The sequence below is a fragment of the Salinibacterium sp. ZJ70 genome (assembly GCF_011751865.2).
GTDB lineage: Bacteria > Actinomycetota > Actinomycetes > Actinomycetales > Microbacteriaceae > Homoserinibacter.
The window spans coordinates 1,354,851-1,378,096 of the sequence record NZ_CP061770.1 but is presented as its reverse complement, the minus strand read 5'-3'; the positions used below and the strand labels follow the sequence as shown (position 1 = coordinate 1,378,096).

Sequence of the window (23,246 nt, the reverse complement as noted above, 5' to 3'; positions counted from 1 at the left end):
GGAAGGAACGCCATGTCGGCGCCGCCGCCCGGCCCCACCACACCGCAGCCGCCCTCGTACGCGCACCCCGGACCTCCGCCGCCCCGTCAGCCGCACACGCAGCCTCATCCCTACACGTCTCCCTACCCGCGACCGCATCCGCAGGCTCAGCCGTGGCCTGCACCTCCCGCCCCCGCCGAGCCGCGTCGCCGCCGCGGGCGCACCGTCGCGATCGTGCTGCTGAGCATCGCCCTGGCGTTCGCCGTCGGCCTGTGCGGCTGGCTCGCCCTCCAGCTGCAGCTCGCGTCGATGCACATCGACCAGCAGCAGAGCGAGATCGAGGATCAGCAGCGGCTCATCGATGAGAAGACGACCTTCGGGAAGGTCATGAATCAGATCGTCGACGAGGCGAACGCCCTCGACGGGGTGCCGCTCGCGACCCTGGTCGACTGGTACGACATCGAGAGCATCGCGACGCGAGGATGGACGCAGCGCTGGGATCTCGAGGCGCTCGAGCTCGAGACGTCGTTCGCCGAGCGGGCGCTCCAGGAGATGATCCAGGTGCGCGAGGACGCAGCGACCGAGGCCTCGACCAACAGCACGGGCACCGCCTACGAGGCGACGCTCGATTCACTCGGACGCGGATTCGTGCGTGTCGTCGCGGGCGACATCCGGGAGGCCTGCAGCTCGGACGTTCTCGGATGCGTCGTCTCCGACGATCCGTACGTCGTCCACATCAACTCCGCGGGAGCCGACGCGTCCCACATGAACGACTGGCTCCGCACCGGACTCGCGTACCACGAGTTCGCTCACGTGCTGCAGTTCGCCAACCCCGACGAGACCGAGCCCGCGCTCGCCGCGTTCGGGGGCGATCACGAGACGATGGCAGACTGCTACGCACTCACCTTCCTCGACGGCTGGACGCTCAACCACCGCGTCCACATCGACCGCTGGAGCTGGTGGGAGGTCGACATGGGCTACGGATACTCGTGCGACGACAGTCAGAAGCAGGTTGTCCGGGATTGGGTCGCGTCGCTCGGAGTGCAGCCGCGCACGGTGACCGCACGCGGCTGATCTCCCGCGTCAGTGGAGGTCGGTGAGGATGGTCTCCATCGCGTCGAAGAACGAGCCGTAGCCCAGGATCGTCGCCTGGATCTGCTCGTCGGTGAAGCCGTGACGCGGCTGGAACAGGGTCACGCGCGTTCCGCCCTCGACCTCGGCGAACTCCGCGACGATGGGGTCTCCCGGATCCGTGCCCGGCACATCGGTGAGCGTGAAGACGAGGCGCGACGGCGGGTCGACCTCGCGATACTCCCCCTCCCAGTGGATGAGGTCGCCGCTCGGAAGCTGCATCGCGGCACGCAGCTGGCCGCCGACGCGCACGTCGAGCGACAAGGTCTCGAGGGGAACGTCGACGGCGGCGGTGCCGAACCAGACGGAGAAGTGCTCCGGCTCGGTCCACAGCCGCCAGACGAGCTCGCGCGGGGCATCGAATGTTCGGCTGACGGTGAAGCCAGCTTCGGAGATGGTCGATTCGTTCATGACGGCCGCCTTTCCTGGGGGCTCTGCGGTTCCTGGGTGCTCTGCACTCGACCGAGGCGGGCGCCCATCGCATCGAGACTGTCGGACCAGAACTGCGCGTAGCCGCCGATCCATGTCGCGGCGATCCGCAGCGGGCGTCCCTCAAGTCGAGCGGGCCGATACTGACCCTCGCGGCTGCGGGTGACGAGTCCTGCCTGTTCGAGCACGCGCACGTGCTTGGAGACCGCGGCGAAGGTGATGTCGAAGGGCTCGGCGAGCTCCCCCACGGTCGTCTGCCCCTGGGCGAGTCGAGCCAGGAGCGCGCGCCTCGTGGGATCAGCGAGTGCGGAGAAGACGCGGTCGAGGGTCTCACTGTCCTCGATCTGGTCCGTGGGAGCCGACATATTCAACCAATCAGTTCTATACCAACAGGTTGAATGTAGATCCCCCGGCTCACCACGTCAAGGGTCGGAGACGACGAGACGAGACGAGACGAGACGAGACGATCCGACCGTCTCGCACCGTCGAATCGCTGACACGAGGACCGCGCGCCCCTATCATCGGCTCATGCCGGATCAAGCCGTCGCCGATGCGACCCTCGCTCTCGCTCGCACCGCCCACGAACGCGGAGACACCCTGCTGCAGCTGGCCATCGAGAGCGGCCAGCTCGCCGGAGGTCAGTCCGCGTGGGGCTCCTCCGACAACTTCACGGTCGCCGATCCCGACGTGGGCTGGCTCCTCGGGCATATCGAGGCGATCGGATGGCGCCTCACCCACTGCGACTTCGTCTTCATCGAGACGGGGTCCTCAAGTTCGGCACGGCTGCTGTCGACGGGCGAGGGAACCGTGAACCGCGGAAGCGTCCAGGGCTTCTACGTGTTCCGGCGCGCCTGACGCGCTCCCCCGCCCGCCGACCAGTTCCGTCGGCGGCTCAGCTCGACGGCTGCGCCGCCATGAGCTCGAGCAGACGGACCACCTGCGACGAGTAGCCGTACTCGTTGTCGTACCAGACGTATACGACGAGGTGGTTGCCGGTCGCGATCGTCGCGAGGCCATCCACGATTCCCGCCCGGTTGTTGCCGACGAAGTCGCTCGAGACGATCTCATCGGAGGCGACGTAGTCGATCTGCGTGCGAAGAGGCCCGTGCAGCGACTGCTCGCGCAGCAGGTCGTTGACCTGATCGCGGTCCACGTCGCGCGCGAGGTCCAGGTTGAGGATCGCCATCGACACGTCGGGCGTGGGAACGCGGATCGCGTTGCCGGTGAGCTTGCCCTCGAGCTGCGGCAGCGCCTTCGCGACCGCCTTCGCTGCTCCCGTCTCCGTGAGCACCATGTTGAGCGCCGCGGCACGACCTCGGCGACTTCCCTTGTGCAGGTTGTCGATGAGGTTCTGGTCGTTCGTGTACGAGTGCACCGTCTCGACATGGCCGTGACGGATCCCGTAGGCGTCGTCGAGCACCTTGAGTACAGGGGTGATGGCGTTGGTGGTGCAGGATGCCGCCGTCACGATGCGGTCTTCGGGTGCGACGGTGTCGTGGTTGATGCCGTAGACGACGTTCTTGAGCGGGGACTTGCCGGGGGCGGTGAGCACCACACGGCTGACCCCCGGGGAGGCGAGGTGCTGCGAGAGGCCGGCTTCGTCTCGCCAGCGACCCGTGTTGTCGACGACGATCGCATCGGTGATGCCGTACGACGGGTAGTCCACCGTCGACGGGTCGTCGGCGTAGATCACCTGGATGAGCGTGCCGTTCGCAAGGATCGTCTCGGCGGCCTCGTCGATCTCGATCGTGCCGTGGAACGCCCCGTGCACCGAATCGCGACGCAGCAGCTGCGCGCGCTTGCGCAGGTCGTCCTCCGAACCTCGCCGCACGACGATCGCACGCAGTCGCGGTCCGTAGCCGTTCGCGTGCCCCACGAGGATGCGTGCGACAAGCCGGCCGATGCGGCCGAAGCCGTACAGCACGACGTCGCGCGGGGCGCCCCGCCCCTGCAGCCGGAGCGCCGCGAGGTGGGCGGCGATGTGCTCGTCGAGCGCGGCATCATCAGCGGGCGCGTCCTCGAGGATGACACCGAGGTCGAGGGATGCGCCCTGCACCTGCGCGTCGCGTGCCGCGCGCAGCACGCGGACGATCCGTTCGAGGCTCAGCTCCACGCCGCGCAGATCGCCCGACTCCCGTGTCGCTCGGATGAGCTGCACGGGAGATCGGTTCACGATCTTGCGCCCGAAGAGGTGGGCGATCACGTCCTGCTCGCGCGAGAGTCGCCCGATCAGCGGGATCGCATCCTCTGCGGATGCGAGCTCCCCCAGCCAGCTGTGGTGATGTGTGTGCACGTCGTCGTTCACGTTGTTATCTCCATTGATGATGCGGCGAACCGCATTGCCCGCCCCGGTATGTGGGTCGACTCCCGGCGGGCGAGCCTGCGAGCCGCTGGGGGTAGCTCGCAGGCGGAGGAGTCAGTCGGTCCCGAGATCGAACGCGGCGCCCTCGGACGCTGCGTCGATGGCCTCGGTGTTGGTCTCCGAACCCTCGACGGCGTCGAGGATCTGACCGGCCGCGCCCGCCTCGAGGTGCCCCACGAGCTCGGCGGTCGCACCGCCGATGATGCCCTGAGCGGCGTACTGCTCGAGACGCGAACGCGAATCCGCGATGTCGAGGTTGCGCATCGTGAGCTGACCGATGCGGTCGTTCGGGCCGAAGGCGGCGTCGCCCACGCGCTCCATCGAGAGCTTCTCGGGCGCGTAGCTGAGGTTCGGGCCGGTGGTGTCGAGAATCGTGTAGTCGTCGCCGCGACGCAGACGCAGCGTGACCTCGCCGGTGACGGCCGAGCCGACCCAGCGCACGAGCGATTCGCGCAGCATGAGCGACTGCGGGTCGAGCCAGCGTCCCTCGTACATGAGGCGACCGAGGCGGCGACCCTCCGCGTGGTAGTTCGCGATGGTGTCCTCGTTGTGGATGCCGTTCAGCAGACGCTCGTAGGCGATGTGCAGGAGCGCCATGCCGGGAGCTTCGTAGATGCCGCGGGACTTCGCCTCGATGATGCGGTTCTCGATCTGGTCGGATGCGCCGAGGCCGTGACGGCCTCCGATCGCGTTCGCCTCGAGCACGAGGGCGACGGCATCCGCGTACTCGACGCCGTTGATGGCGACGGGACGGCCCGCCTCGAAGCGCACCGAGACGACCTCGGTCGCCACCTCGACGTCATCGCGCCAGGCGGCGACGCCCATGATCGGGTCGACGATGTCGAGACCGGTCGAGAGCTCCTCGAGGTTCTTGGCCTCGTGGGTGGCGCCCCAGATGTTGGCGTCGGTCGAGTACGCCTTCTCGGTGGCGTCGCGGTAGGGGAAGCCGTGCGAGACGAGCCACTCGCTCATCTCCTTGCGGCCGCCGAGCTCCGTCACGAAGTCGGAGTCGAGCCACGGCTTGTAGATGCGCAGGCGCGGGTTGGCCATGAGGCCGTAGCGGTAGAACCGCTCGATGTCGTTGCCCTTGTAGGTGGAGCCGTCGCCCCAGATCTCGACGCCGTCCTCCTTCATCGCGCGAACGAGCATGGTGCCCGTCACGGCGCGACCGAGAGGCGTCGTGTTGAAGTACGTCTTGCCGCCGGAGCGGATGTGGAAGGCGCCGCACTGCAGCGCGACGAGCCCCTCCTCGACGAGGGCCGACTTAGCGTCGACGAGTCGCGCGATCTCCGCGCCGTACTCGAGTGCGCGCGCGGGCACCGAATCGATGTCGGGCTCGTCGTACTGGCCGATGTCGGCCGTGTACGTGCAGGGGATCGCGCCCTTGTCGCGCATCCACGCGACAGCACACGAGGTGTCGAGGCCACCGGAGAACGCGATGCCGACGCGCTCGCCGACGGGAAGAGAGCTCAAGACCTTGGTCACCCCTCTAGCCTACGGGTCGCGGGAGGGTGCTCCTGCGCATATGAGCTCCCCCGGATATCTCCCGAAAAAGCCTCACCCCTGGCTAGCATGAGGGAATGGTCGACCAGCGGCGCACGCCCGGTTCGCAGACGTCTCTGCGCGAGGCGAATCGCGGACGCATCGTCGACGCCATCAAGCGCCATGGCGGGCTCACACAGGTCGAGCTGGCCGCCGCGACGGGCCTCTCCCCCGCAACGGTCTCGAACATCGTCAAGGAGCTCTCCGAGCAGGGGGTGCTCAGCACCTCCAAGTCGATGCGCTCGGGTCGTCGCGCCCAGTACGTCACGCTCGCGCACGCCTCGGGCCTCGTGTGCGGCATTCACTTCTCGCAGCGTCAGCTGCGGATCGCTCTCGCCGACGCCGCGATGACAGTGCTCGCCGAACACGAGATGCCCCTCGCCCGCGACCACCGCTCCGACAACGAGATCCGGCGGGTCGGTCTGCTGATCGCCGACATGCTCGACTCCGTCTCCGCAGACCGCGACGAGCTGCTCGCCGCGGGCGTCGCGATGTCGGCGCCCATGGACGCCGCGAGCGGCATGGTCGCGCGCCCTGGCATCCTGCGCGGCTGGGAGGGCGTCCCGATCGCCGAATCGATCGAGCGCGCCCTGCGGGTGCCTGTCTTCGTCGACAACGCCTCCAACCTCTCCGCATCCGCCGAACACCAGCAGGGTGCGCTGCGTGGTCACGACGACGCCATGTTCGTGGAGGTGAGTGACGGCATCGGCTCCGGGATCCTCATCGGCGGTCGTCTGCTGCGCGGCGCCTCCGGCAGTGCCGGCGAGCTCGGTCACACCGTGATCGTCGAGAACGGCCCGCTGTGCCGCTGCGGCAACCTCGGCTGCCTCGAGGCGATCGCCGGCGGTGACGCGATCCTCGATGAGCTGCGAGCCCGCGTACCCGGTCTGAAGCTCGGCGACGTCATCGTGCGCGCGATGTCGGGCGACGACGCCTGCATCCGCGCCATCGCCGATGCGGGCGCGCACGTCGGTGTCGCCGCAGCGAACGCCGCCGCGATGTACGACCCCTCGCGCATCGTCATCGGCGGCCATCTCGCGCGCGCTGGTGAGCTGTTCCTGGGGCCCATCCGGCAGGTTGTCGACCGTTCGCTCGCCACACGGCTCGCGCCGCCCCCGGAGATCGTGGCAGGCCAGCTCGGCCCTCGCGCGGGCCTCGTCGGCGCCGTCGCGCTCGCCGTCGAGCGGATGAGCGTGTTCCCCGCGGCCGCCAGTCCGGAGATCCGCGCGGTCATCGGGTGACGCCGTGAAGCCCCCCACTCAGGCGATCCTGGGCGCGCTCGCCGCCGCCCTCGCTCTCACCTTGGCCGCGTGCACCAACGCCGTCTCGCCGAATGCGCCGACAGACCCGGAGACGGCGAAGATCGGCCTCCTTCTTCCGGATTCGGTCACCTCACGCTACGAATCGGGCGATCGTCCGTTTTTCGAGGAGCGCATCGCCGAGCTGTGCGCCGAATGCCGGGTGCTGTACGCCAACGCCGACGGCGACGCCGCGAAGCAGCAGCAGCAGGCCGAGGCGATGCTCAGCCAGGGAGTGTCGGTGCTCGTCCTCGACCCGTTCGATGGGCAGGCCGCCGCCTCGATCGTCGGGCTCGCGCAGGTGCGCGGTGTGCCCGTGGTGGCGTACGACCGCCTCATCCACCACGCCGACATCGCCTACTACGTCTCGTTCGACAACGAGAAGGTCGGCCGCCTGCAGGCGGAGTCGCTCCTGGCGAAGCTCGACGCGGATGGGGTGACCCCCGCTGACGGCGGGATCCTCATGGTCAACGGCTCCCCCACCGACAACAACGCCTCCGAGTTCAAGCGCGGCGCACTCGCCGTCTTCGCCGACAGCGGCTTCGAGGTGCTCGCCTCCTACGACACCCCCGGATGGGATCCCGCGAAGGCGCAGGACTGGGTCTCCGGGCAGATCATCCGCTTCGGGACGCGCATCGTCGGCGTGTACGCCGCGAACGACCCCACGGCGGGAGGCGCGATCGCGTCGCTCAAGGCGGCCGGGGTGAACCCCGTTCCTCCCGTGACCGGCCAGGATGCGGAGCTCGCGGGCCTGCAGCGCATCCTCTCGGGCGACCAGTACATGACGGTCTACAAGGCGCTGCGCCCGCAGGCGCACCGCGCCGCCGACGTCGCGATCGAGCTCGCGAACGGCGGTTCCCCGCGAGGCGAGACGGAGGTCAGCGTCGCAGGCGGGAGCATCCCGACGACCCTCCTCGACCCGGTCGCCGTGACCCGCGAGCTCATCCTCTCCACCGTCATGGCCGACGGCTTCTACACCGTGCCGCAGCTCTGCACCCCGGCCTACAGGACGGCGTGCGCGGAGGTCGGCATCCGATGATGAGCCCCATCGAGTCGGTCGACCGCGCCACCGACGACGCCGACGAGCGTCGGCCGGTGCTGTCGATGCGCGGCATCTCGAAGAGCTTCGGCAAGGTGCAGGCGCTCACCGACGTGCACCTCGACATCTTCGCGGGCGAGGTCGTGGCGATCGTCGGCGACAACGGCGCTGGCAAGTCGACGCTCGTGAAGATCCTCGCGGGTGTGCACCCCGCCGATGAGGGCGAGATCCTGTTCGAGGGCGGCCCAGTGGCGGTCCCCGATCCCTCGACCTCGCGCGCGCTCGGCATCGCCACGGTGTTCCAGGATCTCGCTCTCTGCGACAACCTCGACGTCGTCGCCAACCTGTTCCTGGGGCAGGAGCTCGGCGGCCCCGCGCTCGCCGAGGAGGAGATGGAACGGCGCGCGTGGGAGATCCTGCGCCGCCTGTCAGCGCGCATTCCCTCGGTTCGGGTGCCGATCGCGGCGCTCTCGGGGGGCCAGCGCCAGACGGTCGCGATCGCACGCTCGCTGATCGGCGAGCCGCGCGTCGTCATCCTCGACGAGCCGACGGCCGCCCTCGGCATCGCGCAGACGGCCGAGGTGCTCAACCTCATCGAGCGACTCCGGGAGCGCGGCCACGGCGTCGTGCTCATCAGTCACAACATGGCCGACGTGCAGGCTGTGGCCGACCGGATCGTCGTCCTGCGTCTCGGGCGCAACAACGGCGACTTCCTGGCACCGGATGTGGGGTACGAGGACATCATCGCCGCCATCACCGGCGCGACCGAGCATGGGCGCCACGCGCCCGAGCCTCCCCTGGCGGCCCCTCGTCGGATCGGACCGAGCCGATGAGCGACCTCGCCGCAGCGGGCGACAGCCGCGCGCGAGCGCTCGTCGACGGAATGCGTGGCCGCGTCTCCGCGACCGGGTACGGCGCGCTCCCCGTGATCGTGGGGCTCGCCGCGATCTGGACGGTGTTCCAGCTGCTCGACCCGACGTTCCTCTCCGCCGACAACCTCGTGAACCTGCTGATCCAGTGCGCGCCCGTCGGCACGATCGCGATCGGCGTGGTCCTCGTGCTGCTGGTCGGCCAGATCGATCTCTCGGTGGGCTCCGTCTCCGGTCTCGGCGCCGCGATTCTGGGCGTGCTGCTCACGCGAAACGGCTGGCCGCTTCCCGCTGCGATCCTCGTCGCGATCGCAGCGGGCGTCGCGATCGGCGTTCTGTACGGCGCGCTCATGACGCGCTTCGGCGTGCCGAGCTTCATCATCACGCTCGCAGGGCTCCTCGGCTTCCTCGGTCTGCAGCTGTACATCCTCGGGGCAGACGGCACCGCGAACATCCCCTACGACTCGCCCCTCGTCGCTTTCGCACAGAGCTGGTTCCTGCCGCCGTACGTGGCGTACGCGCTCGCCGCACTCTGGACCGGCGGCATGTTCCTCTCGGCCGTGATGCGGCGCCGCCGACGGGAGCGCGCGGGGCTGCCCGTCAGCTCTCTCGGCTGGCCCGCCGCGCGCGCTGCCGGGATCCTGGCCACCTGCGTCGCCGTCACCGCGTACCTCGCGACCAACCGCGGGGTCAGCGTCATGTTCGTGTTCTTCCTCGTGCTCGTGATCGTCACCGACGCGGCGCTGCGCCGCACCCGCTGGGGCCGCGAGGTGTTCGCCGTCGGCGGTTCGGTCGAAGCCGCCCGACGCGCCGGCATCCGCGTCGACCGCGTCTACATCTCGGTGTTCATGCTGTGCTCCACCTTCGCCGTCGTCGGCGGGCTGCTGGCGGCGGGCCGCCTGAGCTCCGCAGGAACCTCGTCAGGCGGAGGTGACACCAACCTCAATGCGATCGCGGCAGCGGTCATCGGCGGCACGAGCCTCTTCGGCGGGCGCGGCTCCGCGTGGAGCGCGCTCATCGGCATCGTCGTCATCCAGTCGATCTCGAACGGTCTGACCCTGCTCGACCTCGACTCCTCCATCCGCTTCATGATCACGGGCGCGGTTCTGCTGCTCGCGGTCATCGTGGACTCCCTCTCGCGCAGATCGCGCGCAGCACACGGCCAGGCCTGACGTCAGGCCGCGAGCGAAGGAGCCGACAATGATCCGAGACGACGAGGTCCGCGAGTCCCTGGGGCGCGCCCGGCAGTCCGAGATCTTCCGGGCGGGAGCGACCGGTGCGAAGTCGCGCGTTCCCGCGACGTGGAGCGCGCTCGTGGATGCGGCCTCCAGCGCGATGTCCCCGGATGCGTGGGCGTACGTGCAGGGTTCCGCGGGCCGTGAGCAGACGGCCGAGGCGAACTTCGACGCCTTCGACGAGTGGCACATCGTGCCGCGGATGCTGCGCGATGTCTCGGACCGCGACCTGAGCGTCGAGCTCTTCGGTCGCCGGCACCCCACTCCTCTGCTCGCGGCACCCATCGGCGTGCTCGAGCTCGTCGACCCTGACGCCGACGTTGCCATCGCGCGCGCTGCCGCCTCGCTCGGCATCACGAGCATCATCTCGAGCCAGGCCTCACAGCCCATGGAGCAGATCGCGGCCTCCGCTCGGGGACCGCGCTGGTTCCAGCTGTACTGGTCCTCCGACGACGACCTCGTCGCGAGCTTCGTCGAACGCGCGCAGCTGTGCGGCGCCGAGGCGATCGTCGTGACACTCGACACCGGGATGCTCGGCTGGCGACCCCGCGACCTCGATCGCGGCTTCCTGCCTTTCATCCAGGGCATGGGCATCGCGCAGTACACGAGCGACCCCGTCTTCCGGCGGCTCGTGCGCGACCGCATGGCGCACCCCGCCGAGCGTCCGCGCACGCGCCCGACGCCCACCGCGATCCGCACCCTCGTCGGCATGACACGCCGCTATCCGGGCCGCTTCCGCGAGAACCTGAGCTCCGGCGAACCTCGCGCGGCCGTCGAGACGTTCCTGGATGTCTTCTCGCGCCCGTCGCTGAGCTGGGCAGATCTGCCCCGACTGCGGGAGCTCACCGATCTGCCGATCATCCTCAAGGGCATCCAGCACCCCGACGACGCCCTCCGCGCGCTCGATGAGGGCATCGACGGCATCTACGTGTCGACGCACGGCGGGCGCCAGATGGATGGAGGGGTCGGCGCGATCGCGGCTCTCCCCGCCGTGGTGGAGGCTGTCGCCGGTCGTGCGCCGGTGATGCTCGACTCGGGCGTGCGCTCCGGCGCGGATGTCATTCGCGCCCTCGCCCTCGGCGCGAGCGCGGTGGGAATCGGCCGCGCCTGGGTCTACGGGCTCGCGATCGCCGGCGAGGAGGGCGCGCGGGCTGTGCTCGCGAACATCCTCGCCGAGACCGACCTCACCCTCGGACTCTCCGGACACGCCTCGGTCGGCGATCTCTCGCCCGACATCCTCACGCGCGACTGACGTTGCGCGCTCGCCTCAGGCGTTCGTAGCAGAGATCCACGCGTCGAGCTTCGCCAGGGCGGCTCCGTCATCGATGACCGCCGCCGCGGACGCGATGCGCTCGCGGAAGCGCGCACGGATGTCCTCGTCGACGAGCGCGGGATTCTGGGCGAGATCCCACGAGACGAGGCCCGCGGCCGCGTTGAGCAGGACGATGTCGCGCACCGGACCACGCTCCCCCGCGAACACGCGGCGCACGATCTCGGCGTTGTGGGCCGCGTCCCCACCGCGCAGCTCGTCGATCGACGCGCGCTTCAGGCCGAAGTCGGCGGGGTCGAGGTCGTGTTCCTTCACCTCGCCGCGAGAAATCTCCCACACGTGGCTGTGCCCGGTCGTGGTGAGTTCGTCGAGTCCGTCATCGCCGCGGAACACGAGAGCGGTCGCTCCTCGCGTCTGGAAGACGCCGACGAACAGCGGCACCTTGTCGAGGTTCGCGACGCCGACAGCCGACGCTTCCGGGCGCGCAGGGTTGCAGAGCGGCCCCAGGAAGTTGAACACCGTCGGGATTCCGAGCTGCGCGCGCACCGGGGCTGCGTTCTTGAACCCGGAGTGGAACAGCGAGGCGAACGCGAACGTGATGCCGACCTCATCCAGCACGGCGGCGACGCGTGCGGGGTCGATCGTGAGGTCCACCCCGAGAGCAGCGAGCACATCGGATGCGCCGGAGGTGGAACTGACGGCGCGATTGCCGTGCTTGATGACCTTCGCGCCCGCGGCGGCCGCGACGATCGAGGACATCGTGGAGACATTGACAGTGCCGAAGCGGTCGCCTCCCGTGCCGACGATGTCGAGCACCATCGGGTCCACGTCCAGCGGAGTGGCGTGCGCGAGGATCGCGTCGCGGAACCCGACGATCTCGTCGACCGTCTCGCCCTTCGCACGAAGCGCGACCACGAATGCGGCCAGCTGAGCCTCGGTCGCCTGGCCTTCCATGACCTGGCGCATCGCCCATTCCGCCTCGGAGATCGAGAGGTCTCCTCCGGCGAGGAGTTCGGTCAGGATCGAGGGCCAGGCGAGATCAGTGGGCATGCCGACGATGCTACAGACCACACGGAAATCGAAGTCGAGGGTCGCACGGGTACGCCACGCCAGGTGGGTGGATTCGCCCGGGGCGAAATCGGGACATAATGGTCAGGTGACCACTACCTCTGTTGCCAACGCGCCGAGCACCGCGGTCATCAACCGGCCGAATTCCGTGTCTGTGGGCACGATCGTCTGGTTGGGATCCGAGGTCATGTTCTTCGCGGGCCTCTTCGCGGTGTACTTCACCCTTCGATCGACCTCTCAAGGACTCTGGGAGGAGCAGGGCGCGAACCTCAACGTCTGGTTCTCCCTCGGGATCACGATCATCCTCGTGGCGTCCAGCTTCACCGCTCAGTTCGGCGTGTTCGCCGCAGAGCGCATGCAGCCGCGACGCACGGGTGGACCGTGGGATCTGCGCAAGTGGGGCACCGTCGAGTGGTTCATGCTGAGCTTCGTGCTCGGCGCGATCTTCGTGATCGGCCAGGTGTTCGAGTACGCCCTCCTCGTCAGCCACGGCGTGGGCTTCTCGTCTGACGCATTCGGCTCCGTGTTCTACTTCGCGACCGGCTTCCATGGCCTGCACGTGACCGGCGGCCTGATCGCCTTCCTGCTCGTGATCGGCCGCATCTTCGCGGTCAAGAAGTTCACGCACAAGGAAGCGACCAGCGCGATCGTCGTGTCCTACTACTGGCACTTCGTCGATGTCGTCTGGATCGCCCTGTTCTTCGTCATCTACGTCCTCAAATAGCCCGAGATCGGACTCCTGCAGAATCATGGCGACTTCCGCTTCCACACCCCGTAACCGTCGTACTGGTCGGCGCTCGCCGATCGCCTCGGCTGCGCTGCTCATGATCGGCCTGCTCGCAACCGGCGGCATCTACGCCGCCGCCACGTCGGCGACGTCCGCTGACGCCGCATCGCAGTCGCAGCTCGAATCCATCACCGAACAGGGCGAGAAGCTCTTCGTGGCGAACTGCGCGACCTGCCACGGTCCCCTCGCGGAGGGCACCGAGGACGGCCCGAGCCTCGTCGGCGTCGGCGCTGCGTCGGTGGACTTCCAGGTCGGCACGGGCCGCATGCCCATGGCCGCTCAGGGCCCGCAGGCCGAGGGCAAGCCCGTCCAGTTCACGGACGAGCAGATCCACGCCCTCTCGACCTGGGTCGCCACGCTCGCCCCCGGGCCTGCTGTCCCCAGCCCCGACGAGCTCGTCGGCGACGACATCGCACGCGGCGGAGAACTCTACCGCATCAACTGCGCCATGTGCCACAACGTGGCCGGCGCCGGTGGAGCACTCACGGAGGGCAAGTTCGCCCCGTCGCTCATGGGCGTCGAGTCGAAGCACATCTACGAGGCCATGCTCATCGGCCCGCAGAACATGCCCGTCTTCAACAACGCGAACATCTCCTCCGCCGACAAGGCGAACATCGTCTCGTACCTCAAGCACATCGAAGCTGAAGGCGCCCCCGGCGGATTCTCTCTCGGCAACCTCGGACCCGTCTCCGAAGGTCTGTTCGTGTGGATCTTCGTCGTCGGCGGGCTCGTCGGAATCACCGTCTGGCTCACTGCGAAGTCGAACTGATACGCGTGAGTACTGAAACACAGGAAGGGACATCCATGGCTGAGACCGACGGTGCCGCATCCGGCACCGCAGTCGAGACGCACGGGGGTGCACAAGTGCCCGTCGGCGTCGCCGTGATCTCGAACGATGCCGTCGAGAACCCGGGCTTCCCGCCCCACCGCCCGCGCGTCACCGAACTCGACCCCGCCAAGGAGCGTCAGGCTGAGCGCCGCGTGTTCTGGTGGTTCCTCGCCTCCATGGCGGGCAGCGTGTTCGCCGTCGTCGCGTACATCGCGTTCCCCATCGAGCCCGGAAACGTCGAGACGGTCCGCCTGAACAACCTTCTCCTGGGCCTGGGCTTCGCGCTCGGACTCCTGGGAATCGGCTTCGGCGCCGTCCACTGGGCGAAGTCGCTCATGGACGGGCACGACCTCGTCGAGCAGCGCCACACCACGCGCGGTTCCGACGAGACGATCGCTCGCGCCGCCGAGATCTTCACGATCGGCAACAAGGAGTCCGGCTTCACCCGCCGCAAGCTCATCCGCAACGGACTGTTCGGCGCCCTCGCCCTCGCTCCGCTGTCGGCCATCGTGATCTTCCGCGACTTCGCTCCTGCCGCGGACCCGATCCCGCTGCTCAAGCACACGATGTGGGACACCGGAGTTCGCCTCACCCGCGACCCCGACGGCACCCCGATCCGCGCCGCGGACGTCACCGTCGGCTCGGCCTTCCACGTGATCCCCGACGGTCTCCGCGAGTCGGAGCACCCGCTCGAGGAGAAGGCCAAGGCCGCCGTCCTTCTGATGCGTCTCAACCCCGCCGACCTCCACCCGTCGGAGGGCCGCGAGGACTGGGCTTTCGACGGCATCGTCGCCTACTCGAAGATCTGCACCCACGTCGGCTGCCCGGTGGCGCTCTACGAGCAGCACACGCACCACCTGCTGTGCCCCTGCCACCAGTCGCAGTTCGACATCACCCGTGAAGCTGCCGTCATCTTCGGCCCCGCCAAGCGCGCGCTGCCGCAGCTGCCCATCACGGTGGACGACGAGGGCTACCTCGTCGCGCGGAGCGACTTCACCGAACCCGTCGGACCGAGCTTCTGGGAGCGTGAACTGTGACCGCCGCCACTGATACCACCACGGCGCCAGCCTCTGCCTCGCAGCAGAAGCCCGCGCCCGGGCCGGGAATGCGCTTCGTCAACGGCGCAGCGAACTACATCGAGGACCGCACCAGCATCTCGGGTGCCGTCAAGGAACTCGGACGCAAGATCTTCCCCGACCACTGGTCGTTCATGCTGGGTGAGATCGCGCTCTACAGCTTCATCGTCATCCTGCTCTCGGGAACGTTCCTGACGTTCTTCTTCCAGGCGTCGATGACCCACGTCACCTACGAAGGCTCGTACGCGCCGCTGCAGGGCATCGGCATGTCCGCCGCCATGGCGTCGACGCTCGACATCAGCTTCGACATCCGCGGTGGACTCCTGATGCGTCAGGTGCACCACTGGGCGGCGCTGCTGTTCGTCGCCTCGATCGGTCTGCACATGCTCCGCGTGTTCTTCACCGGTGCGTTCCGCAAGCCGCGCGAGATCAACTGGGTCGTCGGATTCGTCCTGTTCATCCTCGCGATGGCCGAGGGCTTCACGGGCTACTCGCTCCCCGATGACCTGCTCTCGGGCAACGGTCTTCGCATCATCGACGGCATGATCAAGGGCTTCCCGATCGTCGGAACCTGGATCTCCTACCTGCTGTTCGGCGGAGAGTTCCCCGGCGAGGCGATCGTCGGACGCCTCTACATGGCGCACATCATGCTGCTTCCGGCGCTCGTCATCGCGGCGATCGGCGTGCACATGATCCTGCTCATCGTGAACAAGCACACGCAGTTCGCGGGCCCCGGCCGCACTGAGCAGAACGTCGTCGGATCCCCCATCATGCCCGTGTTCGCGGCGAAGGCCGGTGGATTCTTCTTCATCGTCTTCGGTGTGCTCATGGCCATCGGCGCCACCGTTCAGATCAACCCGATCTGGGCGTACGGCCCGTACGACCCGTCGCCCGTCTCCGCCGGAACCCAGCCCGACTGGTACATCGGCTTCGCCGACGGCGCGCTGCGTCTCATCCCGCCCCACCTCGAGTCCGTGATCTTCGGATACACGTTCACGTGGTACATCCTGATCCCGGTCGTCATCCTCGGTCTCTTCATCGTGGCCGTGATGTTCTACCCGTTCATCGAGGCGTGGATCACGGGCGACAAGCGCGAGCACCACATCGCCGACCGTCCCCGCAACGCTCCGACCCGTACGGCCATCGGTGCCGCCGGTGTCACGTTCTACGCGGTCATGTGGGCGGCAGCCAGCTCCGACCTCATCGCCACGCACTTCAAGCTGTCGATCGAGGGCGTCACGCTCGGACTGCAGATCCTGTTCTTCGCAGGGCCGATCATCGCGTACATCGTCACGAAGCGCATCTGCATCGGGCTCCAGAAGAAGGACCGCGAGATCGCGCTCCACGGCTTCGAGTCGGGTCGCATCGTGCGCCTCCCCGGTGGCGAGTACATCGAGGTCCACGAGCAGCTGTCGGACTACGACCGCTGGCGCCTCGTGAGCTACGACGACTACGCGCCGCTCATGGTGCGCCCGAACAAGAACGGCAAGATCACGTTCGGCACGCGCCTGCGCGCCGGCCTGTCGCGCTGGTTCTTCGAGGACCGCATCTCCCCTGTGACGAAGTCGGAGATCGAGGCCTCGCAGCACGGCCACGGTCACTGAGCATCGGCTCTCGAAAGGCCCCGGATCCTCGCGGATCCGGGGCCTTTCCCGTTGCCGGGGCCCTCCCCCAACAGCCCACAGAAGGTCTCAAGCGCGCGCACCTTTGGTGAGGGGTCGCACATGACGGTTTGCTCGGCGCGTCAAACGTCATCTGCGACCCCTCACCCGACTGGAGCGGACGGATCGCGTGGCCGCGCCACTCGGTGCCTGCCCTGCTTCAGCGCAACACCCCCGCGCGGAACCGCAGTGAGAGACCGTCCCGTCGCCGGCGTATCCACCCGCCGCTCCTCCCCCGTGCGTGAACCGTTCTCCCGGCCGCACGTGCCGCGCTCCCCCGCTCGTTCCTTCTCGGGTGCACGCAAATGCAAGCGAGACACCATCGCACAGCTCGAGGCTCTGTCGCGAGCGGGTCAGGTGAGGAGCGTGGCACTCTTTCGCTCGGCGCGCATCGTCGACTGACGTCCGCGACTCAACAGGGACAGCGCCGCCGGGCTATCCCGGACAGTCAGTGCCAGGCACATCACGTGGTGGTTCTCACGCTGCGGCGACCACGGACAACGCACGGACAACGAACGGAAGAACTCGCGCGACGGACATCCACGGCGGACATGCGAAGCCCACGCATGCGAAAACGGATCAGCCCCGGCGTGAAACCGGGGCTGATCCGTTCAGACAGGGCCTGTGAGCTCAGAAGAAGCGGCGCATGTACTCCGCCGACTCGTGGAACCCCAGACGGTCATAGAAGCCTCCCGCGCGGCGGCTGGCCACCGTGAGCTGCTTCACGCCGCGTGCTTCGCACTCGGCCTCGACGGCCTTCACGAGCTGCGTACCGAGGTCGCGGCCGCGGGCGGCCGGATCGACGACGATCTCCTGCAGTTGAGCTGAGGGGCCGTTGGTCGACAGGAGCGGCACGACGCTCGTCAGTGCGTAGCCGAGAACGACACCGTCATCCTCTGCGACGTGGAGCAGCACAGACGGCTGCTCGCCCGCCAGGTAGGAGGCGATCGTGATACGGAACGCTTCCGGGTCGAGCGGGATCGCATGACCGAGCTGCGTCACGAGTCCGAGGATCGCATCCTCATCTCCCGCGCGGGCGAGACGGACCGTCATCAGCGTGCGAAGTTGTTCCGGTAGTACTCGTACGTCCAGCCCACGATCGCGACGATCGCGAGCGGGATGCCGATTCCGACAACCCAGGTTCCCACGGCGAGTCCGAGGAACACGACTCCGAGAGCGGAACCGAGCACGAGCGGCCACCAGCTCCAAGGGCTGAAGTGCCCGACCTCGGGGTCGTCATCGTCGATGTCGGCGTCGTCGCGGTCCTGCGCCATCTCGCCGCCCTGCGCCTTGTAGACGCGGTCGATGTAGAAGGCGAGGAAGAACGCGAGGGCTGCCGAGAGCACGAGGGTCACGGTTCCGACCCACTCGATGCGCTCCCAGTTCCAGCCGGCATCGGCGACCACCCAGAGGGTGTATGCCGCAGCCGAGAGGATGAAGAACACACCGAGGATCCACATCAGGATCGCATTGGTACGCATGGTCTTACTTCACCTCTCCGTCGGCGATGTCGAGAACAGGGCGGTCCGGCGCGTCCTTCACGGGCCCGACGCCGACCTGGACGGTCGCCTCCGGGTGGTGCAGGTCGAAGGCCGGCGACTCCGAGCGGATGCGCGGGATCGAGGTGAAGTTGTGACGCGGCGGCGGGCACGAGGTGGCCCACTCGAGCGAGCGTCCGTTGCCCCACGGGTCGTCGACGGTGACCTTCGGCGCCTTGCGGGCCGTGATCCAGACGTTGAGGAAGAAGGGCAGCAGCGACACCGCGAGGATCGCCGATCCGACGGTCGAGAGCTCGTTCATCCACGTGAAGCCGTCGCCCGCGAGGTAGCTCGCGTATCGACGCGGCATTCCTTCGACACCCAGCCAGTGCTGGATGAGGAACGTCATGTGGAAGCCGATGAACAGGAGCCAGAAGTGGATCTTGCCGAGACGCTCGTCGAGCATCTTGCCCGTCCACTTCGGCCACCAGAAGTAGAAGCCGGCGAACATCGCGAAGACGACGGTTCCGAAGACCACGTAGTGGAAGTGGGCCACGACGAAGTACGAGTCCGAGACGTGGAAGTCGAGCGGCGGCGACGCGAGGATGACACCCGTGAGTCCACCGAAGGTGAAGGTCACGAGGAAGCCGATCGTCCAGATCATCGGCGTCTCGAAGGTGACCGATCCGCGCCACATGGTGCCGACCCAGTTGAAGATCTTCACGCCGGTCGGAACCGCGATGAGCATCGTCATCAGGGCGAACCAGGGCAGCAGCACCGATCCGGTGACGTACATGTGGTGAGCCCACACGGTGACCGACAGGGCGGCGATCGCGATCGTCGCGTAGATGAGGGTCTTGTATCCGAAGATCGGCTTGCGGCTGAACACCGGGAGGATCTCGGAGACGATGCCGAAGAACGGCAGCGCGATGATGTACACCTCAGGGTGACCGAAGAACCAGAACAGGTGCTGCCAGAGCAGCGTTCCGCCGTTGGCCGGGTCGAGCAGGTGCGCACCGAAGATGCGGTCCGCCGCGAGAGCGAAGAGGCCGCCGGCGAGAACCGGGAAGGCGAGCAGCACGAGGATCGAGGTCACGAGGATGTTCCAGGTGAAGACGGGCATGCGCCACATCGTCATGCCCGGGGCACGCATCGTGATGATCGTCGTGATGAAGTTCACCGCACCGAGGATCGTGCCGAAGCCCGAGAGAGCCAGGCCGACGACCCAGAGGTTGCCGCCGAGTCCCGGCGAGAAGGTCGTGCTCGTGAGCGGCGCGTAGGCGGTCCATCCGAAGCCAGCCGCACCCTGCGGGGTGAGGAAGCCGGCGACCGCGATGAGCGATCCGAAGCTGAACATCCAGTACGCGAGGGCGTTCAGTCGCGGGAAGGCGACGTCCGGGGCGCCGATCTGAAGCGGCATCAGCGCGTTCGCGAATCCGGCGAAGAGCGGTGTCGCGAACATCAGCAGCATGATCGTGCCGTGCATCGTAAACAGCTGGTTGTACGCCTCGTTGGTCGGGATGACGTCGAGACCCGGCGTGAAGAGCTCCACACGGATGACGAGCGCGAGCACGCCGCCGATGCAGAAGTAGATGAACGACGTGATCAGGTACAGGTACCCGATGGTCTTGTGGTCAGTGGTCGTGATCCACTTGACGAAGATGTTCCCCTTGCGGGACGGCTCGGTCGGTACATATGCCCGAGCAGGAGCGGCGGTGGTCATCGGCCTCAGTCCTTATCGGTGCTGCCGTTGCCCGGCAGGTTCTGGTTCACGTTGTATTCGGCGCCGAGCACACCGGTGTTGCCGGCCGCGCGCAGGGCTTCCATCTGGGAGTCGTACTCGGCCTGCGAGACGACGCGCACCTCGAAGAGCATGTCCGCGTGGTACTCGCCGCAGAGCTCGGCGCACTTACCGCGGTAGGTGCCCTCCTTGAGGGGGACGAAGTACATGTAGTTCGTCTTGGCCGGGATCATGTCCTTCTTGTAAAGGAAGTCGATGACCCAGAAGGAGTGGACGACGTCGCGAGACTCGAGCTTGATCTCGACCTTCTGGTCGACGGGCAGGTAGAGCACCGGCATCGTCTCGGGGTCGTACTCGCCGCTCGCGTTGGGCTGCAGCTGCTCGCCCGAGAAGTAGACGTCCTCGTTGAGGTAGTTGAAGTCCCAGCCCCAGCGCTTGCCGAACGCCTCGACGCGCACGTCGGGCTGCTCGTCGCCGAAGTCGGCCTCGATGGCCGCCTGGTCGCGCGCGGTGAAGGCGAAGAAGCCCAGCACGAGCACGAACGGGACGATCGTGTAGAAGACCTCGATCGGCATGTTGTAGCGCATCTGCACCGGGAGGCCCGTCTGGCCCTTGCGGCGACGGTAGACGATCGCCGCCCAGAGGATGAGGCCCCAGGTGATGCCACCGACGATGAGGAGCACGATCCAGGACGTGGTCCACAAACCGATGACACGATCGACGTGATTGGTGGTGCCCGGCTCGGTCGGAAGCCAGCCGAGCGTCTGCTCTTGCGTGCATCCGGCGAGGATGAGCGAAACCGCGAGCCCGATCGGGGCGACTGCCCAACGGGCGAGACGCGAACGGCGGGCAGGACCCTGGGGGCTGCTAGTGGAGCGCACCTGTGACCTCTCGGATGACGACATGTGAATCTGTTCAGAGTCTATAGCCGAACGAGGCGCCCTCCTTGCGGAGAACGCCTCGTGTCTTGCCGAATCCCCGTGTTTACGGGGATTTCGTCATCGGAAATCAGTGGAAGCTGTCTCCACAGGCACAGCTTCCCTCGGCGTTGGGGTTGTCGATCGTGAAGCCCTGCTTGTGGATGGTGTCCTCGAAGTCGATGGACGCGCCGTCGAGGTAGGGAACGCTCATCTTGTCGACGACGACCTCGACGCCGTCGAAGTCGCGCGTCGCGTCGCCGTCGAGCAGGCGCTCGTCGAAGTAGAGCTGGTAGATGAGTCCCGAGCATCCGCCCGGCTGAACGGCCACGCGGAGGCGCAGGTCGTCGCGGCCCTCCTGCTCCAGGAGGCTGCGCACCTTCTGGGCGGCGGTGTCGGTGAGGTTGACGCCGTGCGTCGTCTCGAGCGTGTCGGTCATGAGCCGATTCTACCTTTCGAGGTCTGGAGGTTGCTGGTCATCGCGATGCGAGACGTGCGAAGAGGAGGGTTTCCGCGAGGATCGACTTCTCGAAGCTCGGCAGGTGCAGCGACTCGTTGGGGCTGTGCGCGCGCGTGTCGGGGTCTTCGACGCCCGTCACCAGGATCTGGGACGCCGGGAAGCGCTCGGCGAGCTCGGCGATGAACGGGATCGATCCCCCGACGCCCATCTCGATGGCCGGGTTGCCGAAGGCCTCCTCGAGGACCTCCTTCGCATCCGCCACCGCCCAGCCGGACGTGTCGACGAGGAACGGCTGGCCCATGTCGAGGCCGTCGATCTCGATGTGGGCCCCGAAGGCGGCGTGCGCGCGCAGGTGGTTCAGGAGGGCCTCCTTCGCCTCCTCAGCGCGCTGTCCGGGTGCGACGCGGGCGCTCAGCCGCACGCGGACGCTCGGAACGAGAGTGTTCGACGCGTCGCGCACGCTCGGAGCGTCGATGCCCGTGATGGTGATCGAGGGCTGGTTCCAGAGGCGCGAGATGATCTCGCCGCGACCGATCGGCGTGACGCCGTCGAGGAGTCCCGTCTCGCGGCGCAGCTGCGCTTCGTCGTAGGCGGGCGTCTCCGCCTCGCGAGAGGTGAGACCCTCCACGGCGACGGAGCCGTCGGGGTTCCACAGGGTGTCCAGGGTGCGGATCGCTGCGAGCATCGCATCCGGCACCGCTCCCCCGAACATGCCCGAGTGCGAGGCGTGCCCGAGCGTCGTGAACCGCACATTGAAGGCGACAGCGCCACGGAGTCCGACGGTGATCGCGGGCACGTCGATCGACCAGTTGCCCGAGTCGGCGACGATGATCACATCGGCGTCGAAGACGTCCTTGTAGTGCTCGAGGAAGGTCGCGATCGAGCGCGACCCGAACTCCTCCTCCCCTTCGGCGTACAGAACGATCCCGATCTCGGGGTCGCCCAGAACCTCGACGAAGGCGCGGATCGCGGCGAGGTGCACGAGGACGCCCGCCTTGTCGTCGGCCGTGCCGCGGCCGTAGAGACGGTCGCCGCGGAGGGTCGGCTCGAAGGGCTTCGATTCCCAGTCGTCATCCGCTCCGGGGGGCTGCACATCGTGGTGCGCGTACAGCAGCACCGTGGGCTTGCCGCCGCGCGCCGGACGCACCGCGACGACAGCAGGCTGACCGAGCTGATCGGAACCGGGCTCGGACACCGGCAGCTGCACGACGTCGACGCTCTCGAACACGTCCAGTCCTCGAGCGAGCTCGGCGACACGCTCGGCGCTCGCCCGCACATGACGGTGATCGAAGCCGTCCCACGAGACGGAGGGGATGCGCACGAGCGATGAGAGCTCGGCGACCGCGGTCGGGAATCCGGCTGCGACAGCGGCGCGGAGTTCGTCGGCGTGGGGAGTGGAGGATGCGGCCGACGGCCCGGACTCAGACATGTGGGATATCTTAGGCTCACCGATTTTTGCGAGGAACCCGTGCCGAACAACACTCCCACCGACTCTTCAGCTGCCGCCGAGAATCCGGAGACCGAGAAGGTCGTCGGCAAGGGCCGCGCGACGCCCACCCGCCAGGAGCGTGAAGCAGCGCGTCGGCGCCCGCTCGTGCCGGAGGACCGCAAGGCCGCGCGCCGCGAATCGCGCGCGAAGCTCAACGAGCAGCGCGAAGCGGCGCGCATCGGCATGGCGAACGGCGACGAGCGCTACCTGCCGATCCGCGACCGGGGTCCGCAGAAGCGCTACGTGCGCGACTTCGTCGACGCCCGCTGGAACGTGGGCGAGATCCTGCTGCCCGTGATGTTCCTCGTGATCCTCACGTACTTCGTCCCGGTCGTGGAGGTCGCGTTCTACGCGCTCATCGCCGTCTGGGCTGTCATCGTCATCGTCGTCATCGACTGCGTCGTGCTCGGCTACCAGCTCAAGAAGCGGATGTCGGCCAAGTTCGGCGCGGACCGTCTGGAGAAGTTCCGCTGGTACGCCGCGATGCGCGCCGTGCAGATGCGGCCCCTGCGCCTTCCGAAGCCACAGGTCAAGCGCGGCGAGTACCCCGCCTGATCGAGCGCACATATGACGAGGCCCCGAGACA

23 protein-coding genes are annotated in these 23,246 nt (G+C 67.8%); 12 read left to right on the top strand and 11 right to left on the bottom strand.

What is annotated here, in order from left to right:
- The first annotated feature begins 12 nt into the window (after positions 1-12).
- Positions 13-1,053, top strand: a complete 1,041-nt coding sequence (locus HCR12_RS06480; protein ID WP_166864153.1) for a hypothetical protein — start codon at positions 13-15, stop codon at positions 1,051-1,053.
- A 9-nt stretch (positions 1,054-1,062) separates the two neighbouring features.
- Here HCR12_RS06480 and HCR12_RS06475 read toward each other — a convergent pair whose 3' ends face one another.
- Positions 1,063-1,521: an SRPBCC family protein gene (locus tag HCR12_RS06475; RefSeq protein ID WP_166864150.1), complete on the bottom strand. Its 459-nt coding sequence runs from the start codon at positions 1,519-1,521 to the stop codon at positions 1,063-1,065.
- Complete coding sequence (locus HCR12_RS06470; protein ID WP_166864145.1) at positions 1,518-1,904, bottom strand: ArsR/SmtB family transcription factor; 387 nt, start codon at positions 1,902-1,904, stop codon at positions 1,518-1,520. Before HCR12_RS06470 ends, HCR12_RS06475 begins: the two co-directional genes overlap by 4 nt.
- Before the next feature lie 163 nt (positions 1,905-2,067).
- Between HCR12_RS06470 and HCR12_RS06465 the strand changes: the two genes are divergently transcribed.
- Complete coding sequence (locus HCR12_RS06465) at positions 2,068-2,394, top strand: hypothetical protein (protein ID WP_166864141.1); 327 nt, start codon at positions 2,068-2,070, stop codon at positions 2,392-2,394.
- A gap of 37 nt (positions 2,395-2,431) precedes the next feature.
- Here HCR12_RS06465 and HCR12_RS06460 read toward each other — a convergent pair whose 3' ends face one another.
- A complete protein-coding gene (locus tag HCR12_RS06460; protein ID WP_224763700.1) occupies positions 2,432-3,844 on the bottom strand; it encodes a glyceraldehyde-3-phosphate dehydrogenase in 1,413 nt (470 codons plus the stop codon).
- Between the two features lie 111 nt (positions 3,845-3,955).
- Positions 3,956-5,386: an argininosuccinate synthase gene (argG, locus tag HCR12_RS06455; RefSeq protein ID WP_166864138.1), complete on the bottom strand. Its 1,431-nt coding sequence runs from the start codon at positions 5,384-5,386 to the stop codon at positions 3,956-3,958.
- 95 nt (positions 5,387-5,481) lie between these two features.
- On the opposite strand from argG, the gene HCR12_RS06450 reads away from it, so the two are divergent.
- Genes HCR12_RS06450 through HCR12_RS06430 form a run of 5 tightly spaced genes read left to right on the top strand, consistent with a single transcriptional unit; the run spans position 5,482 to position 11,136 of the window.
- A complete protein-coding gene (locus HCR12_RS06450; protein ID WP_166864135.1) occupies positions 5,482-6,684 on the top strand; it encodes an ROK family transcriptional regulator in 1,203 nt (400 codons plus the stop codon).
- A gap of 4 nt (positions 6,685-6,688) precedes the next feature.
- A complete protein-coding gene (locus tag HCR12_RS06445) occupies positions 6,689-7,780 on the top strand; it encodes an ABC transporter substrate-binding protein (RefSeq protein ID WP_166864132.1) in 1,092 nt (363 codons plus the stop codon).
- Complete coding sequence (locus HCR12_RS06440) at positions 7,780-8,613, top strand: ATP-binding cassette domain-containing protein (RefSeq protein WP_166864129.1); 834 nt, start codon at positions 7,780-7,782, stop codon at positions 8,611-8,613. Before HCR12_RS06445 ends, HCR12_RS06440 begins: the two co-directional genes overlap by 1 nt.
- Positions 8,610-9,821 (top strand): sugar ABC transporter permease, encoded by a 1,212-nt coding sequence (locus tag HCR12_RS06435; RefSeq protein WP_166864125.1) that lies wholly within the window; start codon positions 8,610-8,612, stop codon positions 9,819-9,821. The genes HCR12_RS06440 and HCR12_RS06435 overlap by 4 nt, the downstream gene beginning before the upstream one ends.
- 28 nt (positions 9,822-9,849) lie before the next feature.
- Entirely contained in the window at positions 9,850-11,136 is a 1,287-nt protein-coding gene (locus tag HCR12_RS06430; RefSeq protein ID WP_191412367.1) for an alpha-hydroxy-acid oxidizing protein, read from the top strand.
- A gap of 15 nt (positions 11,137-11,151) precedes the next feature.
- On the opposite strand, the gene trpD is transcribed toward HCR12_RS06430, so the two are convergent.
- The gene (gene trpD, locus HCR12_RS06425; protein WP_166864121.1) at positions 11,152-12,204 is read right to left on the bottom strand and encodes an anthranilate phosphoribosyltransferase; all 1,053 of its coding nucleotides are present in this window, start codon (positions 12,202-12,204) and stop codon (positions 11,152-11,154) included.
- Positions 12,205-12,310: 106 nt separating this feature from the next.
- Between trpD and ctaE the strand changes: the two genes are divergently transcribed.
- The 4 genes from ctaE to qcrB all read left to right on the top strand — a co-directional run bounded on the left by ctaE (position 12,311) and on the right by qcrB (position 16,518).
- A complete protein-coding gene (gene ctaE, locus HCR12_RS06420; protein WP_224763699.1) occupies positions 12,311-12,946 on the top strand; it encodes an aa3-type cytochrome oxidase subunit III in 636 nt (211 codons plus the stop codon).
- Positions 12,947-12,971: 25 nt separating this feature from the next.
- On the top strand, positions 12,972-13,778 hold the full coding sequence (qcrC, locus tag HCR12_RS06415) for a cytochrome bc1 complex diheme cytochrome c subunit (protein WP_166864118.1): 807 nt from the start codon (positions 12,972-12,974) through the stop codon (positions 13,776-13,778).
- 35 nt (positions 13,779-13,813) lie between these two features.
- Positions 13,814-14,875, top strand: coding sequence for a cytochrome bc1 complex Rieske iron-sulfur subunit (qcrA, locus tag HCR12_RS06410; protein ID WP_166864114.1), 1,062 nt, complete (start codon positions 13,814-13,816; stop codon positions 14,873-14,875).
- A 68-nt stretch (positions 14,876-14,943) separates the two neighbouring features.
- Positions 14,944-16,518: a cytochrome bc1 complex cytochrome b subunit gene (gene qcrB, locus HCR12_RS06405; protein WP_166867184.1), complete on the top strand. Its 1,575-nt coding sequence runs from the start codon at positions 14,944-14,946 to the stop codon at positions 16,516-16,518.
- A 687-nt stretch (positions 16,519-17,205) separates the two neighbouring features.
- Here qcrB and HCR12_RS06400 read toward each other — a convergent pair.
- From HCR12_RS06400 to HCR12_RS06375, 6 genes are all read right to left on the bottom strand, one after another.
- Entirely contained in the window at positions 17,206-17,628 is a 423-nt protein-coding gene (locus HCR12_RS06400; RefSeq protein WP_166864110.1) for a GNAT family N-acetyltransferase, read from the bottom strand.
- On the bottom strand, positions 17,628-18,056 hold the full coding sequence (ctaF, locus tag HCR12_RS06395) for an aa3-type cytochrome oxidase subunit IV (RefSeq protein ID WP_166864107.1): 429 nt from the start codon (positions 18,054-18,056) through the stop codon (positions 17,628-17,630). The genes HCR12_RS06400 and ctaF overlap by 1 nt, the downstream gene beginning before the upstream one ends.
- A gap of 4 nt (positions 18,057-18,060) precedes the next feature.
- Positions 18,061-19,776: an aa3-type cytochrome oxidase subunit I gene (ctaD, locus tag HCR12_RS06390; protein ID WP_166864102.1), complete on the bottom strand. Its 1,716-nt coding sequence runs from the start codon at positions 19,774-19,776 to the stop codon at positions 18,061-18,063.
- Positions 19,777-19,781: 5 nt separating this feature from the next.
- A complete protein-coding gene (ctaC, locus tag HCR12_RS06385; protein ID WP_166864097.1) occupies positions 19,782-20,699 on the bottom strand; it encodes an aa3-type cytochrome oxidase subunit II in 918 nt (305 codons plus the stop codon).
- Positions 20,700-20,802: 103 nt separating this feature from the next.
- Complete coding sequence (erpA, locus tag HCR12_RS06380; protein WP_166864093.1) at positions 20,803-21,150, bottom strand: iron-sulfur cluster insertion protein ErpA; 348 nt, start codon at positions 21,148-21,150, stop codon at positions 20,803-20,805.
- 37 nt (positions 21,151-21,187) lie between these two features.
- Entirely contained in the window at positions 21,188-22,600 is a 1,413-nt protein-coding gene (locus HCR12_RS06375; protein ID WP_166864089.1) for a dipeptidase, read from the bottom strand.
- A 39-nt stretch (positions 22,601-22,639) separates the two neighbouring features.
- On the opposite strand from HCR12_RS06375, the gene HCR12_RS06370 reads away from it, so the two are divergent.
- Positions 22,640-23,215, top strand: a complete 576-nt coding sequence (locus HCR12_RS06370) for a DUF3043 domain-containing protein (RefSeq protein WP_166864086.1) — start codon at positions 22,640-22,642, stop codon at positions 23,213-23,215.
- Positions 23,216-23,246: the final 31 nt, after the last annotated feature.

What these genes read in the sequence shown, in the direction of transcription:
- HCR12_RS06480 (WP_166864153.1), top strand. Translation starts at nt 13, where the DNA reads ATGTCGGCGCCGCCGCCCGGCCCCACCACACCGCAGCCGCCCTCGTAC.
- HCR12_RS06475 (WP_166864150.1), bottom strand. Translation starts at nt 1,521, where the DNA reads ATGAACGAATCGACCATCTCCGAAGCTGGCTTCACCGTCAGCCGAACA.
- HCR12_RS06470 (WP_166864145.1), bottom strand. Translation starts at nt 1,904, where the DNA reads ATGTCGGCTCCCACGGACCAGATCGAGGACAGTGAGACCCTCGACCGC.
- HCR12_RS06465 (WP_166864141.1), top strand. Translation starts at nt 2,068, where the DNA reads ATGCCGGATCAAGCCGTCGCCGATGCGACCCTCGCTCTCGCTCGCACC.
- HCR12_RS06450 (WP_166864135.1), top strand. Translation starts at nt 5,482, where the DNA reads ATGGTCGACCAGCGGCGCACGCCCGGTTCGCAGACGTCTCTGCGCGAG.
- HCR12_RS06440 (WP_166864129.1), top strand. Translation starts at nt 7,780, where the DNA reads ATGAGCCCCATCGAGTCGGTCGACCGCGCCACCGACGACGCCGACGAG.
- HCR12_RS06435 (WP_166864125.1), top strand. Translation starts at nt 8,610, where the DNA reads ATGAGCGACCTCGCCGCAGCGGGCGACAGCCGCGCGCGAGCGCTCGTC.
- HCR12_RS06430 (WP_191412367.1), top strand. Translation starts at nt 9,850, where the DNA reads ATGATCCGAGACGACGAGGTCCGCGAGTCCCTGGGGCGCGCCCGGCAG.
- trpD (WP_166864121.1), bottom strand. Translation starts at nt 12,204, where the DNA reads ATGCCCACTGATCTCGCCTGGCCCTCGATCCTGACCGAACTCCTCGCC.
- qcrC (WP_166864118.1), top strand. Translation starts at nt 12,972, where the DNA reads ATGGCGACTTCCGCTTCCACACCCCGTAACCGTCGTACTGGTCGGCGC.
- qcrA (WP_166864114.1), top strand. Translation starts at nt 13,814, where the DNA reads ATGGCTGAGACCGACGGTGCCGCATCCGGCACCGCAGTCGAGACGCAC.
- qcrB (WP_166867184.1), top strand. Translation starts at nt 14,944, where the DNA reads ATGCGCTTCGTCAACGGCGCAGCGAACTACATCGAGGACCGCACCAGC.
- HCR12_RS06400 (WP_166864110.1), bottom strand. Translation starts at nt 17,628, where the DNA reads ATGACGGTCCGTCTCGCCCGCGCGGGAGATGAGGATGCGATCCTCGGA.
- ctaF (WP_166864107.1), bottom strand. Translation starts at nt 18,056, where the DNA reads ATGCGTACCAATGCGATCCTGATGTGGATCCTCGGTGTGTTCTTCATC.
- ctaD (WP_166864102.1), bottom strand. Translation starts at nt 19,776, where the DNA reads ATGACCACCGCCGCTCCTGCTCGGGCATATGTACCGACCGAGCCGTCC.
- ctaC (WP_166864097.1), bottom strand. Translation starts at nt 20,699, where the DNA reads ATGTCGTCATCCGAGAGGTCACAGGTGCGCTCCACTAGCAGCCCCCAG.
- erpA (WP_166864093.1), bottom strand. Translation starts at nt 21,150, where the DNA reads ATGACCGACACGCTCGAGACGACGCACGGCGTCAACCTCACCGACACC.
- HCR12_RS06375 (WP_166864089.1), bottom strand. Translation starts at nt 22,600, where the DNA reads ATGTCTGAGTCCGGGCCGTCGGCCGCATCCTCCACTCCCCACGCCGAC.